This is a genomic window from Clostridium sp. D53t1_180928_C8 (assembly GCF_015667795.1).
Classification (GTDB): Bacteria; Bacillota; Clostridia; order Clostridiales; family Clostridiaceae; genus Clostridium.
Genome location: NZ_JADPEL010000005.1, coordinates 67692 through 91057, shown reverse-complemented (window position 1 = coordinate 91057; position 23366 = coordinate 67692). Strand labels below are relative to the sequence as shown.

Annotated in this window: 21 protein-coding genes; 19 read left to right on the top strand and 2 right to left on the bottom strand. The window is 27.4% G+C overall.

The genetic code is table 11. The features are described 5' to 3' along the window. The first annotated feature begins 21 nt into the window (after positions 1-21). From I4V51_RS05545 to I4V51_RS05520, 6 genes are all read left to right on the top strand, one after another. Positions 22-702 carry an ABC transporter ATP-binding protein gene (locus I4V51_RS05545; RefSeq protein ID WP_195987325.1) on the top strand — a complete coding sequence of 227 codons (681 nt, stop codon included), beginning with the start codon at positions 22-24 and terminating at the stop codon, positions 700-702. After that, on the top strand, positions 702-3224 hold the full coding sequence (locus I4V51_RS05540; RefSeq protein WP_195987324.1) for an FtsX-like permease family protein: 2523 nt from the start codon (positions 702-704) through the stop codon (positions 3222-3224). The genes I4V51_RS05545 and I4V51_RS05540 overlap by 1 nt, the downstream gene beginning before the upstream one ends. A 146-nt stretch (positions 3225-3370) precedes the next feature. Beyond that, on the top strand, positions 3371-4075 hold the full coding sequence (locus I4V51_RS05535; RefSeq protein WP_195987323.1) for a response regulator transcription factor: 705 nt from the start codon (positions 3371-3373) through the stop codon (positions 4073-4075). A gap of 2 nt (positions 4076-4077) precedes the next feature. Then, on the top strand, positions 4078-4626 hold the full coding sequence (locus I4V51_RS05530; protein WP_195987322.1) for a hypothetical protein: 549 nt from the start codon (positions 4078-4080) through the stop codon (positions 4624-4626). Next, a complete protein-coding gene (locus I4V51_RS05525) occupies positions 4599-5324 on the top strand; it encodes a HAMP domain-containing sensor histidine kinase (RefSeq protein ID WP_195987321.1) in 726 nt (241 codons plus the stop codon). The genes I4V51_RS05530 and I4V51_RS05525 overlap by 28 nt, the downstream gene beginning before the upstream one ends. 9 nt (positions 5325-5333) lie before the next feature. Beyond that, entirely contained in the window at positions 5334-5603 is a 270-nt protein-coding gene (locus I4V51_RS05520; RefSeq protein WP_195987320.1) for a hypothetical protein, read from the top strand. A gap of 38 nt (positions 5604-5641) precedes the next feature. Here I4V51_RS05520 and I4V51_RS05515 read toward each other — a convergent pair whose 3' ends face one another. After that, entirely contained in the window at positions 5642-6088 is a 447-nt protein-coding gene (locus tag I4V51_RS05515) for a hypothetical protein (RefSeq protein WP_195987319.1), read from the bottom strand. Positions 6089-6371: 283 nt separating this feature from the next. Here I4V51_RS05515 and I4V51_RS05510 point away from each other — a divergent pair, with 283 nt between their 5' ends. From I4V51_RS05510 to I4V51_RS05450, 13 genes are all read left to right on the top strand, one after another. Further along, the gene (locus I4V51_RS05510) at positions 6372-6770 is read left to right on the top strand and encodes a DUF6762 family protein (RefSeq protein ID WP_195987318.1); all 399 of its coding nucleotides are present in this window, start codon (positions 6372-6374) and stop codon (positions 6768-6770) included. 43 nt (positions 6771-6813) lie between these two features. Then, on the top strand, positions 6814-8610 hold the full coding sequence (gene pepF / locus I4V51_RS05505) for an oligoendopeptidase F (protein WP_195987317.1): 1797 nt from the start codon (positions 6814-6816) through the stop codon (positions 8608-8610). A gap of 2 nt (positions 8611-8612) precedes the next feature. Further along, the gene (locus I4V51_RS05500; protein ID WP_195987316.1) at positions 8613-9581 is read left to right on the top strand and encodes a rhomboid family intramembrane serine protease; all 969 of its coding nucleotides are present in this window, start codon (positions 8613-8615) and stop codon (positions 9579-9581) included. Between the two features lie 20 nt (positions 9582-9601). Then, the gene (locus I4V51_RS05495) at positions 9602-10222 is read left to right on the top strand and encodes a hypothetical protein (RefSeq protein WP_195987315.1); all 621 of its coding nucleotides are present in this window, start codon (positions 9602-9604) and stop codon (positions 10220-10222) included. Positions 10223-10422: 200 nt separating this feature from the next. Then, positions 10423-10950, top strand: coding sequence for a phosphatase PAP2 family protein (locus tag I4V51_RS05490; protein ID WP_195987314.1), 528 nt, complete (start codon positions 10423-10425; stop codon positions 10948-10950). A gap of 69 nt (positions 10951-11019) precedes the next feature. Then, complete coding sequence (locus tag I4V51_RS05485; RefSeq protein WP_195987313.1) at positions 11020-12156, top strand: glycosyltransferase; 1137 nt, start codon at positions 11020-11022, stop codon at positions 12154-12156. Between the two features lie 235 nt (positions 12157-12391). Beyond that, positions 12392-13738, top strand: coding sequence for an NADP-specific glutamate dehydrogenase (gene gdhA, locus I4V51_RS05480; protein ID WP_195987312.1), 1347 nt, complete (start codon positions 12392-12394; stop codon positions 13736-13738). A gap of 479 nt (positions 13739-14217) precedes the next feature. Beyond that, on the top strand, positions 14218-16167 hold the full coding sequence (locus I4V51_RS05475) for a DNA topoisomerase IV subunit B (RefSeq protein ID WP_195987311.1): 1950 nt from the start codon (positions 14218-14220) through the stop codon (positions 16165-16167). A 20-nt stretch (positions 16168-16187) separates the two neighbouring features. Continuing rightward, entirely contained in the window at positions 16188-19103 is a 2916-nt protein-coding gene (locus tag I4V51_RS05470) for a DNA topoisomerase IV subunit A (RefSeq protein WP_195987310.1), read from the top strand. A 28-nt stretch (positions 19104-19131) separates the two neighbouring features. Then, positions 19132-19665, top strand: a complete 534-nt coding sequence (locus tag I4V51_RS05465) for a DJ-1 family glyoxalase III (protein WP_195987309.1) — start codon at positions 19132-19134, stop codon at positions 19663-19665. 167 nt (positions 19666-19832) lie between these two features. Next, entirely contained in the window at positions 19833-21599 is a 1767-nt protein-coding gene (recJ, locus tag I4V51_RS05460) for a single-stranded-DNA-specific exonuclease RecJ (RefSeq protein ID WP_195987308.1), read from the top strand. Between the two features lie 197 nt (positions 21600-21796). Beyond that, positions 21797-22252 (top strand): LytTR family DNA-binding domain-containing protein, encoded by a 456-nt coding sequence (locus I4V51_RS05455; RefSeq protein ID WP_195987307.1) that lies wholly within the window; start codon positions 21797-21799, stop codon positions 22250-22252. A 1-nt stretch (position 22253) separates the two neighbouring features. Next, positions 22254-22952, top strand: a complete 699-nt coding sequence (locus I4V51_RS05450) for a hypothetical protein (RefSeq protein WP_195987306.1) — start codon at positions 22254-22256, stop codon at positions 22950-22952. A 60-nt stretch (positions 22953-23012) separates the two neighbouring features. Here I4V51_RS05450 and I4V51_RS05445 read toward each other — a convergent pair whose 3' ends face one another. After that, complete coding sequence (locus I4V51_RS05445) at positions 23013-23195, bottom strand: alpha/beta-type small acid-soluble spore protein (protein ID WP_195987305.1); 183 nt, start codon at positions 23193-23195, stop codon at positions 23013-23015. Positions 23196-23366 lie beyond the last annotated feature (171 nt).

The following is a 23366-nucleotide window of genomic DNA, read 5'->3' as shown; positions in this document are numbered from 1 at the left end:
ATGAAGTGGAGGACGAGTAATATGGCACTTATAGAAGTTAAGAATTTATGTAAAGTATATGGTAATGGAGAAACAAAGGTAGAAGCCTTAAAGAATATAAATTTAAATATTGAGCAAGGTGAATTTGTAGCAATAGTTGGACCATCGGGTTCTGGTAAAAGTACATTATTACATTTATTAGGTGGGGTAGATAAACCTAGCTCAGGAGAAGTAATTATAAAAGGTGAAAGTATTTATAAATTAAAAGAAAAGGAATTATCTATTTTAAGAAGAAGAAAGTTAGGATTTGTATTTCAATTCTTTAATTTAATACCAGTATTAACAGCAGAAGAAAATATTGAAATGCCAGTATTACTTGATGGAAATAAAATAGATAAAAAATATATGAATGAGCTTTTAAAGTTATTAGGCTTAGAAGAAAGAAGAAATCATCATCCATCGGAATTATCAGGGGGACAACAACAAAGAGTTTCAATAGGAAGAGCATTAGCTAATAAGCCTTCTATTATATTAGCAGATGAGCCAACAGGTAATCTTGATTCTAAAAATTCAAAGGAAGTATTAGAGTTATTAAAATATTGTGCTAAAAAATATAATCAAACATTAATTTTAATTACACATGATATTAATATTGCAAAATCAGCTGATAGGGTTGTTACTATTGAAGATGGTAAAATCACTACTGATGAGGTGATTAAATAATGAGAAGCTATAGTGATATTACTTTAAAATATTTAAAGAAAAACAAGAAAAGAACATTATTTACTATTGTAGGTATAATTCTTTCATTATCACTTATTAGTGGAGTTGGATTTCTAGGATTAAGTTTTAATGATTACATGTATGATAGAGCTATAGATAATAATGGGGATTATGAATTTGGATTTTCAAGTGTCAATGCAGAGGTAGTAAATATACTAAGAAATGATGTTGATCTAGAAAAGGTAGGTACAGTTGCTAATGTAGTTTTAGGAAAGTTAACATTAGAAGGAAAAGGCGAAAATAGTATTTATATAACAGAGCAAGATACAACTTATTCAAATGATATAACTACAACAAAATTAACAGAAGGAGAGTATCCTAAGAGTAGTAAAGAGCTTATTTTAAATAGTAATGCAAAAGAAGGTTTAGGAATTAGTATAGGTGATACTGTAAGATTAAGAGAAGTTCAATATGATAAAGATGCAAATGAAGTATTAACTGATAATTATAAGGAATATAAAGTTGTAGGCTTTATTAAAGAGCAATATGAAACTGGTAATTCAGTATTTTCTGGAGAAACACTTTTAGATAATCTTGAAGATAATAAGGAGTATAATGTATTTTTTACAGTAGTTAGTAATAAAAATAAAACAAATTTAGTTAATGAAAAATTTGATAACTTAAAATTAGATAGAGAATTAAACTATATTCCTATAAATAATGATTTATTAGCTTTAAAAGGAGAAAGTACTTATGTTGGTATAAATACAGCAATTAAAGGTATGGTGATTTTTGTATTAGCTATAATTGTATTAGCTACTATATTTTTAATTTATAATGCTATAAACATATCAGTAACTGAAAGAATGACACAGTTTGGAATACTTAGAAGTATAGGGGCAACTCCAAGGCAAGTAAGTAATATTGTTATAAGAGAAGGCTTATTAATGTGTTTAACTTCAATACCATTTGGTACTATATTTGGATTTTGGGGTGTTTGGATAACTGTTAAGATATTAGATAGTAAAATATCAAATATGTTTGGAGGAGGACAATTAGTTGTTAAATTTTATCCAAGTATAATATTATTTACAATAATATTAGGAGTATTAACGATATTTTTAGCAACTTTTGGGCCAGCAAGGAAAGCAGGAAAAGTTTCACCTATAAGTGTTATTAAGGGAAACAATAGAGAAGAAAAAAATAAGTATTATAAAGGAAATATTATAAGAAAAATATTTGGAATAGAAGGATGGATAGCTTATAAAAATATAAGGAAAAATTCTAAGAGATTTACAGTAACAATACTTTCATTAAGTATTTCACTTATTATGTTTATTACATTTACTACATTAAATATGAAAAGAATGGATGAGTTAGATTATTTAATGAAGAATAGCTTAGCACATGGAAAGCTATATGCTTATAAGAATGTTAATAAGATTGAAAATGAAGTTAAATCAGTAGATGGTGTTGATGATGTATATAGAATTTCTAATAAGTATATACCGTATTTATATGTAGATAGAGATGTATTAACTGATAAGTATAAGAAATATAGAAAAAATGATTTAGGGAATAATTTAATAGAAAATACAGAAATTGAAGGTTATAGTGATGAAGCATTAAATGAATTAGGACTTGATGAAAAGTTAAATGATAATGAAATAGTTCTAGTTAATAGTTTTGCAAATTATAATGAAGAGGGTAAGTTGGAAAATGTTGATTTTACTAACTTAAAAGAGGGCGATACTATTAAAGTTGCAAAGACTTCTATTGAAGGATATTCTACAGAAAACTTAGATGATTTAAATGAAAGATTAGAAAAAGATAAGATAAGTAATGATTTTATAGAGTTTAAAGTTAAAAAGATAATAAATAAGAGTAAATTTGATTATGATTTTAGTGGTATATTTAAAATAATAATGAATTTAAATAGCTTTAATAAATTTTATGATGAAAATGATTATAATTCTACTATTGGGTTTAGATATAACGATATAAGTGATGAAAAGTCTGTTGAGAAAACATCAGAAAGTATTAAAAGTATTGCAGAAAATAATGAAATTACATTTAATGATACGAACAAAGATAATCAAAGGGAAGAAGAAATGTGGAACGTAATAAATGTATTTATTTATGGTTTCATAGTAATGGTAACTTTAATTGGAGTAGTTAATGTCATAAATACTATTTCTCTTAATATACTTCTTAAAAAGAAAGAGTTTGGAACTCTAGGGACAATTGGAATGTGTGAAAGCCAGCTTACTAAGATGGTTTTACTTGAGGGAATATTACATGGTGTATTTTCATCCATATTAGCAGGAGTTCTTTCAATTCCATTAGTTTTATTAGTTGTTAAAATGGTATCTTATGGGTTTACAATGTCAAATAAAATTTATTGGCAGCCATTTGTTATTGGATTTGTTATTAATTTATTAGTTGTTCTTATAGCATCATTAATACCATTAAATAAACTTAAAAATATGAGTTTAGTTGAAACTATAAGAAATGTTGAGTAGTAACTTATTTATAAAGTGAAATTAATAGGTTATAATATATATATTGATTAATTAGGAAAGATTAGTAAATTATTCAATTGAGTATAGAAAGATAGGAGCAGAATAACTTTCTGCTCCTATTTTAGAATAAAGGGGAAATAGTAAATATGATAAAAATATTATTTGTAGAGGATGATTTACCACTAGCATTAGGAATGGAATATACATTAAAGCAAGAAGGGTTTGATGTAATTCATGCTAAAAATTTAAGTGAGGCAAGAGCACAATATAAAAATAATGAGTTTAATATAATATTATTAGATGTTATGTTACCAGATGGAACTGGATATGAATTTTGTAAAACCATAAGAGAGAGTAGTGAAATTCCTATAATTTTTATGACTGCTTGTGATGAAGAGGGGAATGTAGTTATGGGATTAGATATGGGGGGAGATGACTATATAACTAAGCCTATAAGAGTTAAAGAATTAGTATCTAGAATTAATGCAGTTTTAAGAAGAAAAGGTGTAGCACCTAAAAAAGAAGAAAATAAAAATAAAATAATAAGCGGAGATATTACTGTTGAATTATTAAAATATAAAGTATATAAGAAGGACAAAGTAATAGAGCTTACTACTATTGAATACAAGCTATTATTACTTTTAATTAAGAATAATGGAAATGTATTAGAAAGAAATTTATTATTAGAAAGATTATGGGATACTGATGGAAATTTTGTTGATGGAAATTCATTAACTGTTTATATAAAAAGATTAAGAGAAAAAGTTGAAGATGATATAAAAACTCCTGCATATATAGAAACAGTAAGGGGAATAGGGTATAGATGGGCAAAAGAAGTTAGGGAGGCATAAAAATGAGGTTATTAAAGAATAAGGAAGTAAAGCTTATTATAATAACTAGCTTTATAACTTTCTTAGTGTTTTTATTGGGAGTTATTTTAATAACTAATAATTGGTTTAATAACATAAACTTAAAATATATTAATCAAAATATAGCTTTAGTTGGAGCAATTGTAGAAAATAATCCAGAGTTAGAAGAAGAGATAGTACCTATTATAACTAAAGGAAATATAGAAGACTATTATGAAGCAGGAAGTAATATTTTAGACAAATATTATTATAACGAAAACTTAAGTAATATAAAAAATCCAATTCTTAGTGAAAGCTATAAGAAATTTAAGGTGATAATAATATTATTATGGATATTATTTTTTGTTGTAGTTATGGCATTTATTTTAAAGATTATTTCACCAATATTTAATAATATAAAAAAATTAGGTAAAAGAGCTGATGAAATGGTAGAAGGAAAGTTTAATTCTAAAGAGCTTAAGTTTGAGGAAGGTGACTTTTATGTGTTTTATAATAAATTACTTATATGGGAGAAAGACTTGAAAATGCATTAAAGGATCTTCAAGATGAAAAAGTACATTTAAAAGATATAATTAATGATATATCACATCAATTAAAAACCCCACTTTCAGCGTTAATATCTTATAATGATATATTAAAAAATCATGAATATATGGATAATGAAGTAAAAAGTAAGTTTATAGAATTAACATCAGAACAGTTGGATAGAATGGATTGGCTTATTACAACACTACTTAAATATGCAAGAATAGAAAGTAATGCTATAAGTTACAATAAAGAGCTAATACCACTTAGTGAAACTATAAAATATGCTATAGCTCCATTAAAATTAATTGCAAATGAAAAAAATCAAAGTATAAAATTAGAGCTTAATAATGAAGGGTATTATAATCATGATAAAAAATGGATTGCAGAAAGTATAAGTAATATAGTAAAAAATGCTATTGAGCATACTAAAAATAATGGAGAAATAAAAATAAATCTATACGAGACTCCACTTTCTCTTACTATTACTATAAGTGATAATGGGAGAGGGATTGAAAAATCAGAACTTAAAAATATATTTAAAAGATTTTATAAGGGTAAAAACTCTATAAATCCAAAGAGTATAGGAATAGGCTTATCACTTAGCAAAAAAATTATAGAAGCTAATGGTGGGAGTATAACTGTAGAGAGTGAACTTGGAAAGGGAACTATTTTTAGTATAATATTCTTAAAAGGAGTAATATAAGGAGAAAATATGACTAAAGATAAAATTGAAAAGTTAATTGAGTATTATGATACATTAATAGAATTAGGTGTAACTTTTTATTATGGAAGTGAAAGTGTTCCAACTGGTGAAATTACAAATATTGAATTTACTAGAGATGATATGGTAAATCTTGAGTTAGATGATTTCAATGAAGTTGAAGTAGACTTAGATGAGTTTATAGAGAATCACTCAATGGAAGGGAATAATTATCATACTTGGAATATAAGCAGACATTTTGATAATTTATTAATGTCATAAGAAAAACAAGCTAAATTGCTTATCAATTTAGCTTGTTTTTAATTATTATTTAAAGTTTTAACATCATCCTCAACATCCTTTTCAGATGTATCAGAATCCTTAATTTTAACTGATTCCATACGCCATCTACCTTTATCATCTTCAGTAAAGGTGCCTATTAAATAGGTTTTTTTATAAGGCTTCTGATATCCAAATCCATAGGCTTCAACTTCTATACTATTATCAATCTTAGATAGAACAGATATAGATTCAACGTTTATTAATCTTAAATTTTTATCATCCCAGTGAGTAAAATAATAATCAACGGAATAAATAAAATTTGAACATCTAAAATATACATACATATTTTTTATGGAGGTTCCTATAATAAATAATGTTAATAATAAAATAGCTATTGCGATAATTTTTCTATTTCTTTGTATCTTCTTTTTTTTATGTTTCATTTTAATTAAATTTTGTTTTTTTACTGCATGGACAGTGTTCATATGTTAACCTCCACAAAGAAATTACTTTAGCTAAATCAATATTTAGAATCTCGCTTATAATTATATATTACCATATTATGTAAATAAGTAAAGAAAATATTGTATATTTGTAATACTAACAATATAATTAATATAAAACATCCTTTAGATTAGGATTAATATTTTTACAAACTTTAAATAAACATTTTTAGCAAAATAATAGATTTTTATAATTATGTTTAATGATTAAATTCATAAACTTATGAATAAAAAATACGGATAAGAAGAAAAGGAGAATATTATTATGGATTATTCAAGCTTAATATTAATGGAAAGAGACAATGAAACAGGATTTGTATCAAAGGAACTTGGAAGCTTTAAGGTTTCAGAGGGCGCAGAACATATAAAAGGATTTTATGTAAAAGGTGATAATGTTTATATAAAATTTGATACAAATAAAGACGTTGAAGAATGGGAATACTCTGCAATATATGATGTATTTAATGCAGAGTTATTTGAAAATGAAGGATTTGAAATTGAAGAAGTAGATGATGAATATAATCCAACATTTTTAATTAATTGTACTTATAAAGATGATCATCAATACATTGAAGAAAAATTATCTCTTGCTATAGAGTTAATAGAAGAAGCTATGGAAAAAGCCTTTAATGATATTGAAGGAAAAGAAGAAGATTATAAATAAGAATAGAAAGGAGATGCCTATATAGATAGGCTGAAGTTGAGCTATGGAAAGTAAGGTTTTAAAGAAAAGAGAGGAAATACAAAATCAAGACAAGTGGAGTGTTAATGAAGTATACTCTAGTGATGAAGCTTGGGAAAAAGAATATAAGGAATTACAAGAAGAAGCTCCAAAGCTTAAAGACTTTGAAGGTAAGCTTGGAGATGGAGAAACTTTAATAAGATATTTCGAAGAAAATGAAAGAATATCAAGAAAAGCAGAAAAGATTTATGTTTATGCGCATTTAAGATGTGATGAAGATACAAGTAATACAAAATATCAAGCAATGATGAATAAAATAGATGCTTATATGGCTGAATATGCTACTTACACAGCATATGTTGTACCAGAAATTTTAGCACTTCCTGATGGAATAGTAGAAAAACAAATGGAAGAATTAAAAGGTCTTGAACCATATAAGTTCTTATTAGAAAATGTTTTAAAAGAAAAACCTCATGTATTAGATAAAAAAGAAGAGGAATTACTTGCAGCAGCTTCAGATTGTTTAGATGCACCTTCATCTATACATAATATTATGACAAATGCAGATATGAAGTTTGGTAATATAAAAGATGAAGATGGTGAAGAAGTTGAATTAACAGAAGGAAATTATTCTTCATTTATTAAATCAAAGAATAGAGAAGTTAGAAAAGAAGCATTTAAAGGATTATTTAAAGAATATAAAGCTTTTGAAAATACATTAGCAACAACTCTTTCTAGCTCAATAAAGGTATTTAACTTTGGTGCTAGAGTAAGAAATTATAATAGTGCATTAGAAGCTTCATTAAAACCAAATGATATTCCTTTAGAAGTATATACTAACGCTATAAAAACTATAGATGACAATCTTTCATCACTTCATAGATATGTATCATTAAAGAAAAGATTATTAGGACTTGATGAAATGCATATGTATGATTTATATGTTCCTGTAATTGAAATTCCTAAAGAAAGAGTAGAATTTGATGATGCAGTTAAAATGGCAGTTGAAGGATTACAACCTTTAGGAAAGGAGTATTTAGATATATTCCAAGAGGGAATTAATGGTGGATGGATAGATAAATATATTAATAAAGGCAAACGTGGTGGAGCATATTCATGGGGTGGATATGATACAAAACCTTATGTTTTATTAAATTACAATTATGAACTTAATGATGTATCAACTTTAGTTCATGAAATGGGTCACTCAATTCATTCTTATTATTCAAGAAAAGAACAAAGCTATTATTATGCAGGTTATACATTATTCTGTGCAGAAGTTGCTTCAACTACTAATGAAGCTTTATTAATTCATTACTTAATAAATAAAGAAACTGATAAAAAGAAAAAATTATATTTAATAAATCAAGAGTTAGAGCAAATAAGAACTACTGTATTTAGACAGTTAATGTTTGCAGAGTTTGAACTTTATACTCATGAAAGTTTTGAAAATGGTATTCCTTTAACTGCAGAAGATTATAATGCAAAGTGGCATGAGTTAAATGTTAAATATTTTGGACCAGATATGGTAGTAGATTCTGAAATAGATGTTGAATGGTCAAGAATTCCACATTTCTATAGTGACTTCTATGTATATCAATATGCAACAGGGTATGCAGCAGCATCTGCTTTTGCAAAGAGTATACTAGATAATGAACCGAATGCAGTTGAAAAATATGTTGGATTCTTAAAGAGTGGTGGAAGCGATTATCCAATAGAAATATTAAAGAAAGCAGGAGTAGATATGACTACACCTAAGCCTCTAGAATCAACTATTGATAGATTTAATGAATTATTAGATATGTTAGAGAAAGAAATTTAAGAATGAATAAATTAGAAGATGTGTTATTTGGACAGCTAACAAAGCAGGGAGAATTTTATATAAAGGATTACTATAGCGATTTTTTAAAAGAAAAGAAATGGATAGCTATAATGGAAAGTGAAGACTTTATTTATGCTGTTGTAGTATCTAATAGTTATAAAAGTGACTTTATATATTATGAAGCTATTAGTTTTTTAGGGAAAATGTATTCAAAAAAAATATCTTTAAATATGGTTATATACGTAACAGATAACTATGAATCTTTAATAAATCAAAACTATAATAAAGTAATTTATTCAGAAAAAGAAAAACAAGTAGTTTACAGCGATAGTAGCTGTAAACCACTTGTTTCTATACTTAATTATAGCATGGAAAATAAAGTTAAAGAAAAATTAAAGTATAAGGAAAGTATAGTAACATACATATTAATATGTATAAATATTTTAATTTTTATAGTTACAGCTTTTATGTCTAAGAATATACAAAATATTGATTCATATACTTTAGTACAATTAGGAGCAAAAGTTAATGTTTTAATAGACCATGGACAACCATGGAGATTAATAACATGTGCCTTCTTACATGGAGGCTTAGCTCATATAGCATTTAATATGTATGCTCTTAAAATTATTGGCTCAGAGGTGGAGTATGTATATGGAAAAATTAAATATATAGTCATATATTTAATTTCAGCTTTAGGGGGAAGTATTTTTAGTTATCTTTTTAATTCTGATTCAATAAGCGTAGGTGCATCAGGAGCTATATTTGGACTTTTAGGAGCAATGATTATCTTTGGTATAAAACACAAAGATAAGGTTGGAAAAGGATATATAATTAATTTGTTAAAAGTTTTACTCATAAATATATTTATAGGAGTTACACTAAGTAATATAGATAATGGTGCTCATATAGGAGGATTAATATTTGGTGGAGTTTCTGCTTTGATGCTAAAGGATAGAAAAATATATTAATTTATAAAGGAGTAATGCTAATGAGTTTATTAAAGGATAAAGCACTTAGGTTAAATTTAATATCAATGCTAATATTAATTATTACTGTAATATATGATTGTATGTTTAGGGGTGGAGAAAAGCTTTTTAGAATAGGCTTAATGGCAATTACTTTATGGATAATGTATGGCGTATATAAAAAAACTTTTTTAAGAAAGACAAGAATAAGTTTTTATTTAATATATTCTTTTATATTTGGAGCAATGTATTTAGGTAATGTATTTGATTTTTATTTAATTATACCTATGTATGATAAAATATTACACTTGATGTCAGGTCTTATTCTTGGAATGATAGGATATATATTGTTTGTACATGTAAGTAATGGAGCAACTGAAGGCTCATTTAAAAGGTATATGCCTATATTGTTTTCAATAATATTTTCTATTGCAGGTGCAGCAGTGTGGGAAATATGGGAGTTTTCAACAGACCAATTATTTGGATTTGCATCTCAAAATAATAGTTTGCATGACACAATGTGGGATATAATATGTGGTAGTTTAATGGGGGGAATTGCCAATATTCCTATATATTTATACTATATAAAAGGGAAAAAAATAAAGTTTATTGAAAGTTTAAATAAAGAGATTAAGGAGTATTAATAAGGAATAGAAATAATATTTTGTTATTTCTACTCCTTATTTGTATTTTCTTAAGAAAACATTAAGAAAATTATAAGCTAAATGTTAACAAAGAATTAACTTTATATAATAAAATTATTATATAATAGGAGTATAATGAAGATGGATATAAAGTATGCGAAATATTAAAAGGGGTAAAATAGAAATAAGGAGATAGTGGGATGGTGAAGTTTTTTAAAGCTATAGATAGTAAGGGCTTAAAGTACATAAGTGAAAAATGTCAAAATAGAACATTTGATAAGATAATGCCGATTATAACTATGATGGGAAATTTAGGAGTAATATGGTTCGTTATATCAAGTTTAATGTTTTTAAAAGTTGAATATAGACTTATTGGAATAGGTGTTATTTTAGCATTAGCACTAACTACAATAATTGGTGAAGGAATAATAAAACATATAGTCAGAAGAAGTAGACCATTTCAAGATAAAGAAGAAACGTTATTGGTAAATAAACCCATAACATATTCTTTCCCATCAGGGCATACAGCATCATCATTTGCTGCTTTAGCAGTATTCTTACAAATGAATGGAAAGTTGGGCTTAATAGTAAGTCCTATTGCAACATTAATTGCATTTTCAAGGTTATATTTAAAAGTACATTATCCAACAGATGTAATTTTTGGAATGGTTTTAGGATTTACTTGTGGTATAACTGTAGTTTCCTTTTTAGGGAGATTGGTTTTTTAATATTTAAAATTATGTGATATAATAGTAAATTGATTGATTATAGAAATTGTATTGTTAGGGGGACTTTAAATGAATATTCTTATTTTGTCAGCATCGACTGGTGGAGGACATATGAGGGCATCTAAAGCGATAGAGGGTTATATGACCCAAAAAAATAAAGATATAAATGTTAAAATAGTAGATAGTTTATTGTATATAAGTCCAATATTAAATAAAACAGTAACTGGTGGATATGTTTATTTAGCAACTAAGACTCCTAAATTATATGGAAAACTATATGATTTAACTAATAAAGATCATAAGTTAGCTAATTTTGTAACTAGACTTAACAATATATTTGCAAATAAGTTATTACCTTTAATAGATGATTTTAAGCCGGATGTTATTATAACAACGCATCCGTTTCCAACTGAAATGGTATCAAGGTTAAAGTCTAAAAGGGAAATAAATATACCATTAATATGTATAATGACTGATTATGCACCACATAAGGCATGGATAAATGATAAGGTAGATGCATATATTGTGGCTAATGATGATATGGTTACTAAAATGGCTTCAGAGGGGGTAGATGCAAGATGTATTTATCCATATGGAATACCTGTAGATGAGGTATTTTTTGAAGAAAAAGAAAAACAATTAGTAATAGAAGAGTTAGGTCTTGATAAAAACTTGCCAACAATATTAATGATGGCAGGAAGTTTTGGAGTATCCAATGTTTTTGATGTTTATGAAAATATAATAGATATAGATTTAGATTTTCAAATAATATTAGTTACAGGAAGAAATCAAAAGTTGTATAAACATTTTGAAGAAGTTATAGGTAGTAGTCCTAAAAAGACAAAGCTTATATATTTTACAGATGAAATTAATAAGTTTATGCAAGCATCAGACATAATAATTACAAAACCAGGAGGATTAACAGTTACAGAAGCATTAGCTTGTAATATTCCAATGGCAGTTTTTGATGCGATTCCAGGGCAAGAGGAAGAAAATGCAGAGTTTTTATTAAAACATAATATGGCTGTAAGAATTAAAGATGGAAATAGCTGTAGAGAAGCTATTGTAGAACTATTAAAAGACGGTGAAAAGCTAGAGGATATGAAGGAAGCTTGTAAGTCGTTTGATAAAAATGATTCTACAAAGAACATATTCCTATTAATTAATGAATTAATAGAAAATAATTTTATCATGAGTGATAAATAATTTGAAAAAGTTGTGTTTAATAATATTGCACAACTTTTTTATATTTTTTTGAAAATTATCTTTTAAAATTATAAAAATAGGATTATTATATTAATTAGGATTACTATATTAATAAATATATTAATATAAATTTATTAATATAAGAAAAAAATCATATAAATAATACATTTATATGTAAAATAAATCCAAAAAATTATTGATTATAAATGGTAATAAAAATTAAGGGGGAAAACTTATGACAGGAAAAGAATATGTTTTAAGTGTTTTAGAACAAGTAGAAAAAAGAAACAACAACGAAAAGGAATTTTTAGACGCCGTAAAAGAAGTTGCACTTTCATTAGTACCAGTTTTTGATAAACATCCGGAATATATTGCAGAAGGTTTATTAGAAAGAATTGTAGAACCTGAAAGACAAATTATGTTTAGAGTTCCTTGGATAGATGATGAAGGAAGAGTACAAGTTAATAGAGGATATAGAATTCAATTTAACAGTGCTATAGGACCTTATAAAGGTGGATTAAGATTCCATCCAACAGTTAATGCAAGCATAATTAAATTTTTAGGATTTGAGCAAATATTTAAGAATTCATTAACAGGACTACCTATTGGTGGGGGAAAAGGTGGTTCAGATTTTGATCCGAAAGGAAAATCAGATAGAGAAGTAATGAGGTTCTGTCAAAGCTTTATGGCTGAATTATGTAAGCATATAGGGTTAGACACAGATGTGCCAGCAGGAGATATTGGTGTTGGTGCTAGAGAAATTGGATATATGTATGGATATTATAAGAAAATTAGAAATGCTAATGATCAAGGTGTTCTAACAGGAAAAGGATTATCTTATGGTGGAAGTTTAACAAGAACTGAAGCAACAGGATATGGATTAGTGTACTTTACTGAAGAGATGATGAAAGATAATGGGCTTTCTTTAGCTGGAAAAACTGTTGTAATTTCTGGTTCAGGAAATGTTGCTATATATGCAACTCAAAAAGCAGCAGAGTTAGGAGCTAAAGTTGTTGCATTAAGTGATTCAAATGGATATATTTATGATGAGAATGGGATTAACCTTGAAGCTGTAAAAGAAATTAAGGAAGTTAAGAGAGGAAGAATTAAAGACTACTTAAACTATGTTCCTACTGCTAAATATTTCGATGGGTGCAGAGGTATTTGGACAATAAAATGTGATGTAGCACTTCCTTGTGCAACTCAAGGAGAAATAGATGAAAAGTCAGCTAAGCTTTTAGTTGAAAATGGAACTAAGGTTGTAGCTGAAGGTGCAAATATGCCATCTACATTAGAAGCTATAGAAGTATTCCAAGGAAATGGAGTATTATTTGGACCTGCTAAGGCTGCTAATGCTGGTGGAGTTGCTTGTTCAGCTTTAGAAATGTCTCAAAATAGCATGAGAATGTCATGGAGCTTTGAAGAAGTAGATGCTAAGCTTAAGAATATTATGATTAATATTTATAATAATTCAGCAACTGCGGCAAAGGAATACGGACATGAAGGAAATATTTTAATGGGAGCTAATATAGCTGGATTTAAAAAAGTTGCTGATGCTATGATGGCACAAGGTATTGTATAATTATAAAATTATAATTATAAGTATTAAGTGAAATTAACCAATTAGAAAAGCAGATTTTATTATAAAAATCAAATTGCTTTGTAGTTTGTATAATTACAAGGTAATTTGATTTTTTATTTTTGATATATTGACAAATGTTATTAATTTAGCTTTGCTAATTTATTTTAAAATATATAATAAAATGAAGTATTGTAAGTAAAATAATTTGTAAATTTGAATAATGAGGATAATATATAAGTAAGAAATTTAAAAATAATTAATTAAATATAATTTAAATACATGAAAATTTAGATGACTTATTATTATAAAATGGATTATAATTAAATACCATAAAACATAGAAATTTTTAATAATTAAAGAATTGTGATAAAATTAAAAAGTTAATAAAGAACATTAGTTTGATTTTGATATTATGAAATTGTATAATTATATCTAAATTATTACTTAAATGTGAATAGGTTATAATTTTGGAGGTTTATATGAATAGTGAAGTTAATAGTAAATATGATGTAACTGATTTGACATCCTTAGAGAAGCTTGAACCAGTTAGAGTTAGACCAGGAATGTATATAGGGTCTACAGGAACAAAGGGCTTACATCATTGTATATGGGAGATATTAGACAATTCAATAGATGAAATATCTAATGGATTTGGAGATAAAGCTACAATTATTATAAATAAAGATAAAAGTGTTACTGTTATAGATAATGGTAGAGGAATACCAACAGGAATTCATCCCGTTAAGAAAAAATCAGGAGTTGAAATGGTATTTACCGAATTACATACTGGTGGTAAGTTTGATAATAAGAACTATAAAACATCAGGAGGTCTTCACGGAGTTGGAGCGGCAGTTGTTAATGCACTTTCTAAATGGCTTGAAGTTGAAGTTCATCAAAATGGTAATATATATAAGCAAAGATTTGAATATGCTTATGATAAAGAACTTAAAAAAGATATGCCTGGAACTGCAGTAAGTAAATTAGAGGTTGTAGGAAAAGCAAAAGATACAGGAACAAGAGTTACATTTAAACCAGATGGAGAAATTTTTTCTACAACTGATTTCAAGTTTGATATTATAGATGAAAGATTACAAGAACTTGCATTCCAAAATAAAGGCATACATCTTGAGCTTATAGATAATAGAAAAGATGAAGAAGTACGAAAGGAATATTATTCTGAAAGAGGTTTGCTTGATTTTATAGATTATTTGAATGAAAGTAAAACTACAATTCATGCTACACCAATTCTTTTTGAAGGTGAAAGAGAAATAAACAATATTTCAATGTATGGAGAAGTCTGCATGCAATTCACAGATTCTACTACTGAATATATTGCAAGTTATGTTAATAATATTCCTACTACAGAAGCTGGAACTCATGAATCAGGATTTAAAACAGGTATGACAAGAGCATTTAAGGAGTGGTCAAAAAAGTTAGGACTTGTTAAGGAAAAGGATAAAGAGTTTGAGGGTGATGACTTAAGAGAAGGAATGACAGCTATAGTTAGAATCAAGATTACTAATGCTGTGTTTGAAGGGCAAACTAAGACTAAGTTAGGAAGTTCAGAAGCCTATACTATGATGAATGATTTAGCATATACTAGACTTTGTGAATGGATAGAAGATAATAAGGAAGTTGCTACAAGTCTTATAAATAATGCACTTGCTGCAGCCCAAAGAAGAGAAAAAATTAAAAAGATAAATGAAGCTGAAAAGAAAAAGATAGGTAAGGGAACAGCACCACTTGCTGGGAAAGTTGCTGTTTGTACATTAAAAGATAATACTGTTAATGAATTTATAGTAGTTGAGGGAGACTCTGCCGGTGGTTCAGCAAAACAAGCTAGAGATAGAAGATTCCAAACTATAATGCCTTCAAAAGGTAAAATAATGAATACAGAAAAGCAAAAGCTTGAAAATGTACTAGCATCTGAAGAACTTAAAATTTTCAATACAGCTATAGGAACAGGTACTTTAGATAACTATAAAGAAGAAGACTTAAAGTACGATAAAATTATAATAATGAGTGATGCTGATGTTGATGGATATCATATCAGAACTTTATGGATGACTTATATTTATAGATATATGAGACCATTAATAGCTAATGGACATCTTTATTTAGCACAACCGCCTTTATATAAAGTTTATAAGATTGTAAAAGGAAAAGAAGTATCAAAATATGCATATAGTGATGAAGAATTAGAAAAGGTTAAAAAGGAAATAGGAAAGGGAGCTTTAATTCAAAGATATAAAGGTCTTGGAGAAATGAATCCAGACCAACTTTGGGATACTACTTTAAATCCAGAAACTAGAACTCTTTTCCAAGTTACTATTGAAGATGCAGCTAAGGCAGAAAAAATGGTATCACTTTTAATGGGTGATGTTGTTGAGCCAAGAAAAAATTATATGTATAAGTATGCAGAGTTTTAGGTAGAGAAAGGAGCTAAATTATGGCTAAGAAGGGACATGACATTCCAAGGGATAATAATATATTAAGAATACCTCTTGAAGAGGCTATGCCGGATAATTATCTTCCATATGCAGTAGAAGTTGCAAAGGATAGAGCGCTTCCAGATGTAAGAGATGGATTAAAGCCGGTTCATAGAAGAATACTTTATGGAGCTTATCTTTTAAAGGCTTTTCCTGATAGACCTTATTATAAAAGTGCAAGAATAGTTGGGGATGTACTTGGTAAATTCCATCCTCATGGTGATTCATCAGTTTATGATGCTATGGTACTTATGGCTCAAGACTTCTCTACTAGAGAACAATTATTTGATGGACATGGGAACTTTGGTTCAATGGATGGCGATGGAGCAGCTGCCATGCGTTATACTGAGGCTAGATTATCAAAGATAGCAATGGAGATGCTTAGAGATATAGATAAAGATACAGTTGAAATGGTTCCAAACTATTCAGATAGTGAAATGGAGCCTAAAGTATTACCAGCAAGATATCCAAACCTTTTAGTAAATGGTACATTTGGAATAGCTGTTGGACTTGCTACTAATATACCACCACATAATTTAGGTGAAGTTACAGATGGTGTATTAGCATATATAGATAATCCAGAAATAACAACAAAAGAGCTTATGAATTATATTAAAGCACCAGATCTTCCAACTGGTGGAGTTCTTATTGGTAAAAATTCTTTATTATCTGCTTATGAAACAGGAGAAGGAAAAGTTACTTTAAGAGCGAAAACTAATATAGAAAAGCTTGATAATGGTAGATATGGAATAGTTATTACTGAATTCCCTTATAGAAGAAATAAGTCAAAGATACTTCAAACAATATCTGAGATGACTGGAGATAAGAGACATCAAAAAGCATTAGAAGCTATTACTGATATTAGGGACGAATCAGATAGAAGTGGTATAAGAGCTGTTGTAGAACTTAAAAAGGCTGCAGATTATGATATAGCAGATAAAGTTTTAAAATACTTATATAAGAAAACGGACTTACAATGTAACATAAGCTTTAATATGGTAGCACTTGCTGATGGAAAACCACAAACTATGGGATTAAAGACAATAATAATGCATTATGTCAACCATCAAAAAGATATAGTTACAAAGAGAACTATAAAGGAACTTGTTATGGCAGAAAAAAGGTTCCATATAGTTGAAGGATTTATTAAAGCTATAGATGTTTTAGATGAAATAATTAAGACTATTAGAGAATCAAAATCTAAAAAAGATGCAGGTATAAATTTAATTGATAAGTTTGGATTTACAGAAATTCAAGCAGAAGCAATTTTAGAACTTATGCTTTATAGATTAACAGGGCTAGAAATTAAAGTGTTCCAAAAGGAATATGCAGAGCTTGAAAAAACTATAAAGAAATTAAGAAAAATATTAGCTGAGGAAAAAGAGCTATTAAGAGTTGTAAAAACTGAATTAAAAGAGATTACTGATAGATTTAGAAATCCAAGAAGAACTATGATAGTAGAAGATGATAGTGAAGCTAAAATTGATTTAGATGAACTTATTGTTGTTGAAGATGTTATGATTACATTATCTAAAGATGGATTTATAAAAAGAATACCATTTAAAAATTATCAAAGATCTAATGCAAAAGCTGAAGATATTGAATATAGAGAAGGCGATGAGCTTAAATTCTTATTTAAATCAAATACTACAGAAAATATTCTTTTATTTACTGATAAAGGTAATATGTATCAAATTAAAGGAATAAATATTCCAGAAGGTAAATGGAAGGAAAAGGGCGAAAGAGTAGATTCTATAATAAAAACTTTAAATCTAGATGATGAAAATATAGTAGAGACATTTTCTATAGGTGTGTTAGATGGAAGTAAGAGTATTCAATTTATAACTAATAGAGGTATAATAAAGAAGAGCTCTTTAGATAAGTTCCAAACTAGTTATAGTAAAATTCAAGCATTAAAGTTAAAGGAAAATGAACTTGTATTAAATATAATATTATTAGATAGTGAAGAGGATAAGGAATTCTTAGAAGTAAAAACTAAATTAGGATTAAAGTTTAGCTTAGAATTACCTAAGATAGAAGATACACCAAGAAATATTTTAGGAACTCAATTATTTAACTTAATTGAAAGTGATGAAATAATAAATGTAGAATATGTAAATGAATTTGAATTTATAACATTTAGCCTTGGAGTAACAGCAAAGGGTACATTAAAGGGATTTGCAAGAGCAAAGGCTAATGATAGATTAAAAGTTAATACAGATTCTTTAAGTACATTATTAATGTTTACTGATAAGGGAAATGTTTATAAGATACCAGCATTTTTAATTTCTAATGTTATTAAAGAAGAAATTGCAATAGAAAATATAATTGATGGATATTCAAAAAAAGAAAAGATAATAGATGTTTATTCAATTAAGACCTTTAATGAAAAAGATATGGTTTATTTCTTTAGTAAAAAGGGAATGATAAAAAAGACTTCATTGAAAGAATATGATGGAAATTACTCATCATGCCAAGCGTATAAGTTTAAATATGAAAATGATGAATTAATTTCAGTATGCATAGAAGCCAATGATGGAGAAATAGTAATTATAAGTAAAAAAGGAATGGCAATTAGATTCCTTAGTGAAAGTGTAAATGCTATGGGAAGAGTTGCTTCAGGAGTAACAGGAATAAGCTTAAAAGAAGATGATGAAGTACTTTCAGGAAATATACTTAAATTATTAAGTAATACTATGGATGAAATAGCTATAGATGATAATAGAAATGAAGAAATTACCTTATTAACAAAAAATAAAGAAAAAAAGGTAGTAGAGATAAGAGATATTCGAGTTCAAAATAGAGCTGGAAGAGGAACTAATATTATGGTTATTAATTTAGATGACGAAATAACAGAAACGTTATTTAGCTTATAAATGTAATAAATAAAAGGGAGTGTTAAAAGTGAAGGTTGCAGTTTTATTAGCAGAAGGTTTTGAAACTATTGAAGCATTAACAACAGTTGATATTTTAAGAAGAGCAGGTGTTGCTTGTAGTACTTTTGGAACAAAGAGTTTAGAGGTGACAACATCTCATTCAGTAACAATAAAGGCAGATAAAGTTTTAAATGAAGAAGTTTATGATTATGATGTTGTTGTATTACCAGGTGGTATGCCAGGATCAGTAAACTTAAGAGATGATGAAAAAGTTAATGAACTTGTAAAGAATTTTTATGATGAGGGTAAAATTGTTGCTGCAATATGTGCAGGTCCAATTACTTTAGGAAAGCTTGGAATAGTTAATGGAAAGAATGCAACATGCTATCCTGGGTTTGATGATCAATTAGTAGGATGTAATTATAAAGAGGAACTTGTAGTTGTTGATGGAAATGTTATTACTGGAAGAGGTCCAGCAGCTGCAATACCATTTGCATTTGAAATATTAAAGCATGTAGCACCAGATAAAGTAGACCAGATAAAAAACGCAATGCTATTTTAGTAGTTAGTAATTAAAAGCGTAGTAAGTAACAAGTAACAAGTTGTAAGTTAAAGATGAAACTCCTTAGGGAGTTTCTATAATATATTTTTTTAGTAAAGTCAGCGATAGCTGACTTTATTCATTAACTTGAAAATTGAAACTTGAAACTGATAATCGGGGGTGATTTTATGGAAAAATGGATGGTAAAAAACATTAAGTTTGATACCTTAAAATTTGCAAACCAGCTTGGTATAAGTCCAGTTGTTGCAAAATTATTAGTTAATAGAAATATTTATACCATTGATAATGCAAAAGAATTTTTAGAAGGAAATATAAGTGGTTTTAATAATCCTAAGGATATGCTAGGAATGAATGGTGCTGTTGAATTAATGCAAAATAGCATAATTTCTGGTGAAAAGATTCTTATCGTAGGAGATTATGATGTGGACGGTGTTATTAGCACATATGTTCTTTATACTGCTATAAAAAAATGTGGTGGAAATGTTACTTTCCATATTCCAGATAGAATTAAAGAAGGATATGGAATAAATGAAAGTATAATTAAAAAAGCTAGTGAAGATAATGTTGATATTATAATTACCTGTGATAATGGTATAGCTGCAATAGAGCAAACTAAGCTTGCTAAGGAATTGGGATTAAAGGTAATAATTACAGATCATCATGATGTTCCTTTTGTTGAAGAAAATGGTGAGAGGAAATATATTGTTCCTAATGCTGATTTTGTATTAAATCCTAAGCAGGAGGAATGTAAATATAAGTTTGATAAAATTTGTGGAGCTACTGTAGCTTATAAATTTGTTGAATGTCTTTATGAAAAATTTAATATAAATAAAGAAGAACTTTATGATTTGCTTCAATATGTTGCAATAGCTACTGTTTGTGATGTTGTTGATTTAACATCTGAAAATAGAATAATAGTTAAAGAAGGTTTAAAAAGAATAAATTCAACTAATAATATCGGTTTAAAAGCTTTATTTAAGGAAACAGGATTAGAAGATAAGACTATAACTGTTTATACACTAGGATTTGTTATAGGTCCAAGTATTAATGCTTCAGGTAGACTTGAACAAGCGGAGTGGGCATTGAAAATGCTTCTAAGTGATAATGAAATTGAAGCTAAGGAATTAGCAGAAAAGCTTAATGATTTAAATAAAGAAAGACAAGAGCTAACTAAAGAAGGATTAGAGGAAGCACTTGAAATAATAGAAAAAAATAATATGGCTAAGGATAAAGTGTTAGTTGTATACTTAGAAGATGTTCATGAAAGTATTGCTGGAATAATTGCAGGTAGAGTTAGAGAAAAATATAATTTACCTACAATTATTTTAACAAAAGCTCATGATGGAGCTAAAGGATCTGGAAGATCTATTGATAAATATAATATGTTTGAAGAATTACTTAAATGTAAAGATTTATTAGGTAAATTTGGGGGGCACCCAATGGCAGCAGGGATGTCATTACCAATTGAAAATATAGATGAGTTTAGGAATAGATTAAATGAGGTAACAGAATTAACTGATGAAGATGTTATACTAGAAGTTTCAATTGATATGGGATTAATATTAAATCAAATAAATTACGAGTTAATAGATGAAATATCATTGTTAGAACCATATGGAAAGGCGAATCCTAAGCCTACCTTTGGTATAAAAAAGTTAAAAGTAGTAGATGCAAAAATATTAGGCAAAAATAAAAATGTACTTAAGCTTAAATTAACAGATGGAAGGCTTTATATTGAAGGTATATATTTTGGTGATATAGAAGGTTTTGAAAACTCTATAAAAGATGAATTAGGTGAAATTGAGTATAATAAAGTATTTAATGGTATATCTAATAATCTTTATTTAGATATAATTTGTATGCCAGATATTAATGAGTTTAATGGAAATAAAAAGGTTCAATTAGTTATAAGTAATTATAGAATTTCAAATTAATGTATTTTTAATTAAAACAAGGGAATGTATCAAAATTCTATTTTCATATTTGAAATATAGTTTTGATACATTCCCTCTTTTTGTTAATTAAGTTATGATAGTTAACCTCTTAGGAGAAATAATTTACCACTTACTTAAAGTACGTTTACATTAAAAAATGCTTAGAATATAATTTGAGTATGGAGGGCGGAGTGAAGATGAGAATACGAATAGAGGTAGATAATCAAATAGATGAAAATGAAGTTATTATTAAATGTAGTGAATTAAGTGAAGAAATAACAAAAATTCAAAGGGTAATTTCAGAGCTAATAGCAGAGAAAAAAGAAATGATATTTTATAAAGATAATACAGAATATTATATATGTATAGATGATGTGCTATTTTTTGAAACTGAAGAAAGTTCAATTTATGCACATACATTAAGCGAAGTATATCAAGTTAAGTATAAGCTTTATGAATTAGAGGAGATTTTACCAAAGAATTTTGTTAGAGTATCTAAATCTACAATTTTAAATATTAATCATATTTATTCAATAACTCGTAATATAACATCTTCCAGCTTAGTAGAGTTTAAAAACACACATAAGAAGGTATATGTATCTAGATCTTATTATAAGGTGTTAAAATTAAAATTATCAGAAAAGAGGAGATAAGATGAGAGAAAGAAATATATTTTGGGGTATATTATTTGTTTTAGGTGCAATTGGTTTAGTAATAGGCAAGATGGGTTTTTTATCTGATGTTAATCCATTTAGTTTAGGATTCTCAGTAATTTTAGGTGCTATTATTATAGATAGCTTATTTAGATTAAATTATGCAGGAATATTATTTCCAATAGCTTTTCTTTGTATAATATATGATAAACAGCTTGGAATAACTGCACTTACACCATGGACTGTTTTAATTGCAGCTTTATTTGGAAGTATTGGTTTATCAATGATTTTTCCTAAAAAAAATAAATTTTTTAAAAAAAGTTCATCTTGGAGTTGGGAAGAAGGAGAAAAGATAAATATTGAAGATGAAGGTAATATAAAAATATCAGTAGCTTTTTCAGGAGGAACAAAATTTATAAATACTGATAAATTTGCGAGTGCTGATATTAGTTGTAAATATTCAGGTCTTGAAGTATATTTTGATAATGCAGTAATGGCAGAAAATACAGCAGTTATTAGATTAGATGTAGCTTTTTCAGGATTAGAGTTATACATTCCAAAAAATTGGAATGTTGAAAATAGAACAAATGTATTTTTAGGTGGAGTAGAAAATAAAAAATATGGAGATAAAGTATATACTAATACTTTAATATTGACTGGAGATGTTAAGCTTTCAGGAGTAGAGATACATTATATATAGTTTATAAAATAAATAATAGGGTGCTTTATACAGCATCCTATTATTTATTTTGGAAAGTTATTATTTCATTCCATTTTCGTATTGTTCAACCATACGTTTAACCATTTCTCCACCAACGCTACCGCATTGTTTAGAAGTTAGGTCACCGTTATAATCTGTGAAAGGAACTCCCATTTCACTAGAAACTTGGTTTTTGAATTTAGCTAATTTATCTTTAGCATCAGGTACTAAGTTTTGTGCCATTTAAATTCACCTCCTTATATCGTTATGTTAATAGCTTATCCAAATAAAGAAATTGTATTATATTTAATTAGAGGAAAAGGTGGAAAATTACTGGGTTAGTGGTAGAATATATAGAGATGGTTAGCTATTTACAACTTAAATTTGGTAAAAGTTAAATTATTATTAGAATTA

Excerpts from the sequence above, each read along its gene's own strand:
- I4V51_RS05545 (WP_195987325.1), top strand. The coding sequence starts at position 22 with ATGGCACTTATAGAAGTTAAGAATTTATGTAAAGTATATGGTAATGGA.
- I4V51_RS05540 (WP_195987324.1), top strand. The coding sequence starts at position 702 with ATGAGAAGCTATAGTGATATTACTTTAAAATATTTAAAGAAAAACAAG.
- I4V51_RS05535 (WP_195987323.1), top strand. The coding sequence starts at position 3,371 with ATGATAAAAATATTATTTGTAGAGGATGATTTACCACTAGCATTAGGA.
- I4V51_RS05530 (WP_195987322.1), top strand. The coding sequence starts at position 4,078 with ATGAGGTTATTAAAGAATAAGGAAGTAAAGCTTATTATAATAACTAGC.
- I4V51_RS05525 (WP_195987321.1), top strand. The coding sequence starts at position 4,599 with ATGGGAGAAAGACTTGAAAATGCATTAAAGGATCTTCAAGATGAAAAA.
- I4V51_RS05520 (WP_195987320.1), top strand. The coding sequence starts at position 5,334 with ATGACTAAAGATAAAATTGAAAAGTTAATTGAGTATTATGATACATTA.
- I4V51_RS05515 (WP_195987319.1), bottom strand. The coding sequence starts at position 6,088 with ATGAACACTGTCCATGCAGTAAAAAAACAAAATTTAATTAAAATGAAA.
- I4V51_RS05510 (WP_195987318.1), top strand. The coding sequence starts at position 6,372 with ATGGATTATTCAAGCTTAATATTAATGGAAAGAGACAATGAAACAGGA.
- pepF (WP_195987317.1), top strand. The coding sequence starts at position 6,814 with ATGGAAAGTAAGGTTTTAAAGAAAAGAGAGGAAATACAAAATCAAGAC.
- I4V51_RS05500 (WP_195987316.1), top strand. The coding sequence starts at position 8,613 with ATGAATAAATTAGAAGATGTGTTATTTGGACAGCTAACAAAGCAGGGA.
- I4V51_RS05495 (WP_195987315.1), top strand. The coding sequence starts at position 9,602 with ATGAGTTTATTAAAGGATAAAGCACTTAGGTTAAATTTAATATCAATG.
- I4V51_RS05490 (WP_195987314.1), top strand. The coding sequence starts at position 10,423 with ATGGTGAAGTTTTTTAAAGCTATAGATAGTAAGGGCTTAAAGTACATA.
- I4V51_RS05485 (WP_195987313.1), top strand. The coding sequence starts at position 11,020 with ATGAATATTCTTATTTTGTCAGCATCGACTGGTGGAGGACATATGAGG.
- gdhA (WP_195987312.1), top strand. The coding sequence starts at position 12,392 with ATGACAGGAAAAGAATATGTTTTAAGTGTTTTAGAACAAGTAGAAAAA.
- I4V51_RS05475 (WP_195987311.1), top strand. The coding sequence starts at position 14,218 with ATGAATAGTGAAGTTAATAGTAAATATGATGTAACTGATTTGACATCC.
- I4V51_RS05470 (WP_195987310.1), top strand. The coding sequence starts at position 16,188 with ATGGCTAAGAAGGGACATGACATTCCAAGGGATAATAATATATTAAGA.
- recJ (WP_195987308.1), top strand. The coding sequence starts at position 19,833 with ATGGAAAAATGGATGGTAAAAAACATTAAGTTTGATACCTTAAAATTT.
- I4V51_RS05455 (WP_195987307.1), top strand. The coding sequence starts at position 21,797 with ATGAGAATACGAATAGAGGTAGATAATCAAATAGATGAAAATGAAGTT.
- I4V51_RS05450 (WP_195987306.1), top strand. The coding sequence starts at position 22,254 with ATGAGAGAAAGAAATATATTTTGGGGTATATTATTTGTTTTAGGTGCA.
- I4V51_RS05445 (WP_195987305.1), bottom strand. The coding sequence starts at position 23,195 with ATGGCACAAAACTTAGTACCTGATGCTAAAGATAAATTAGCTAAATTC.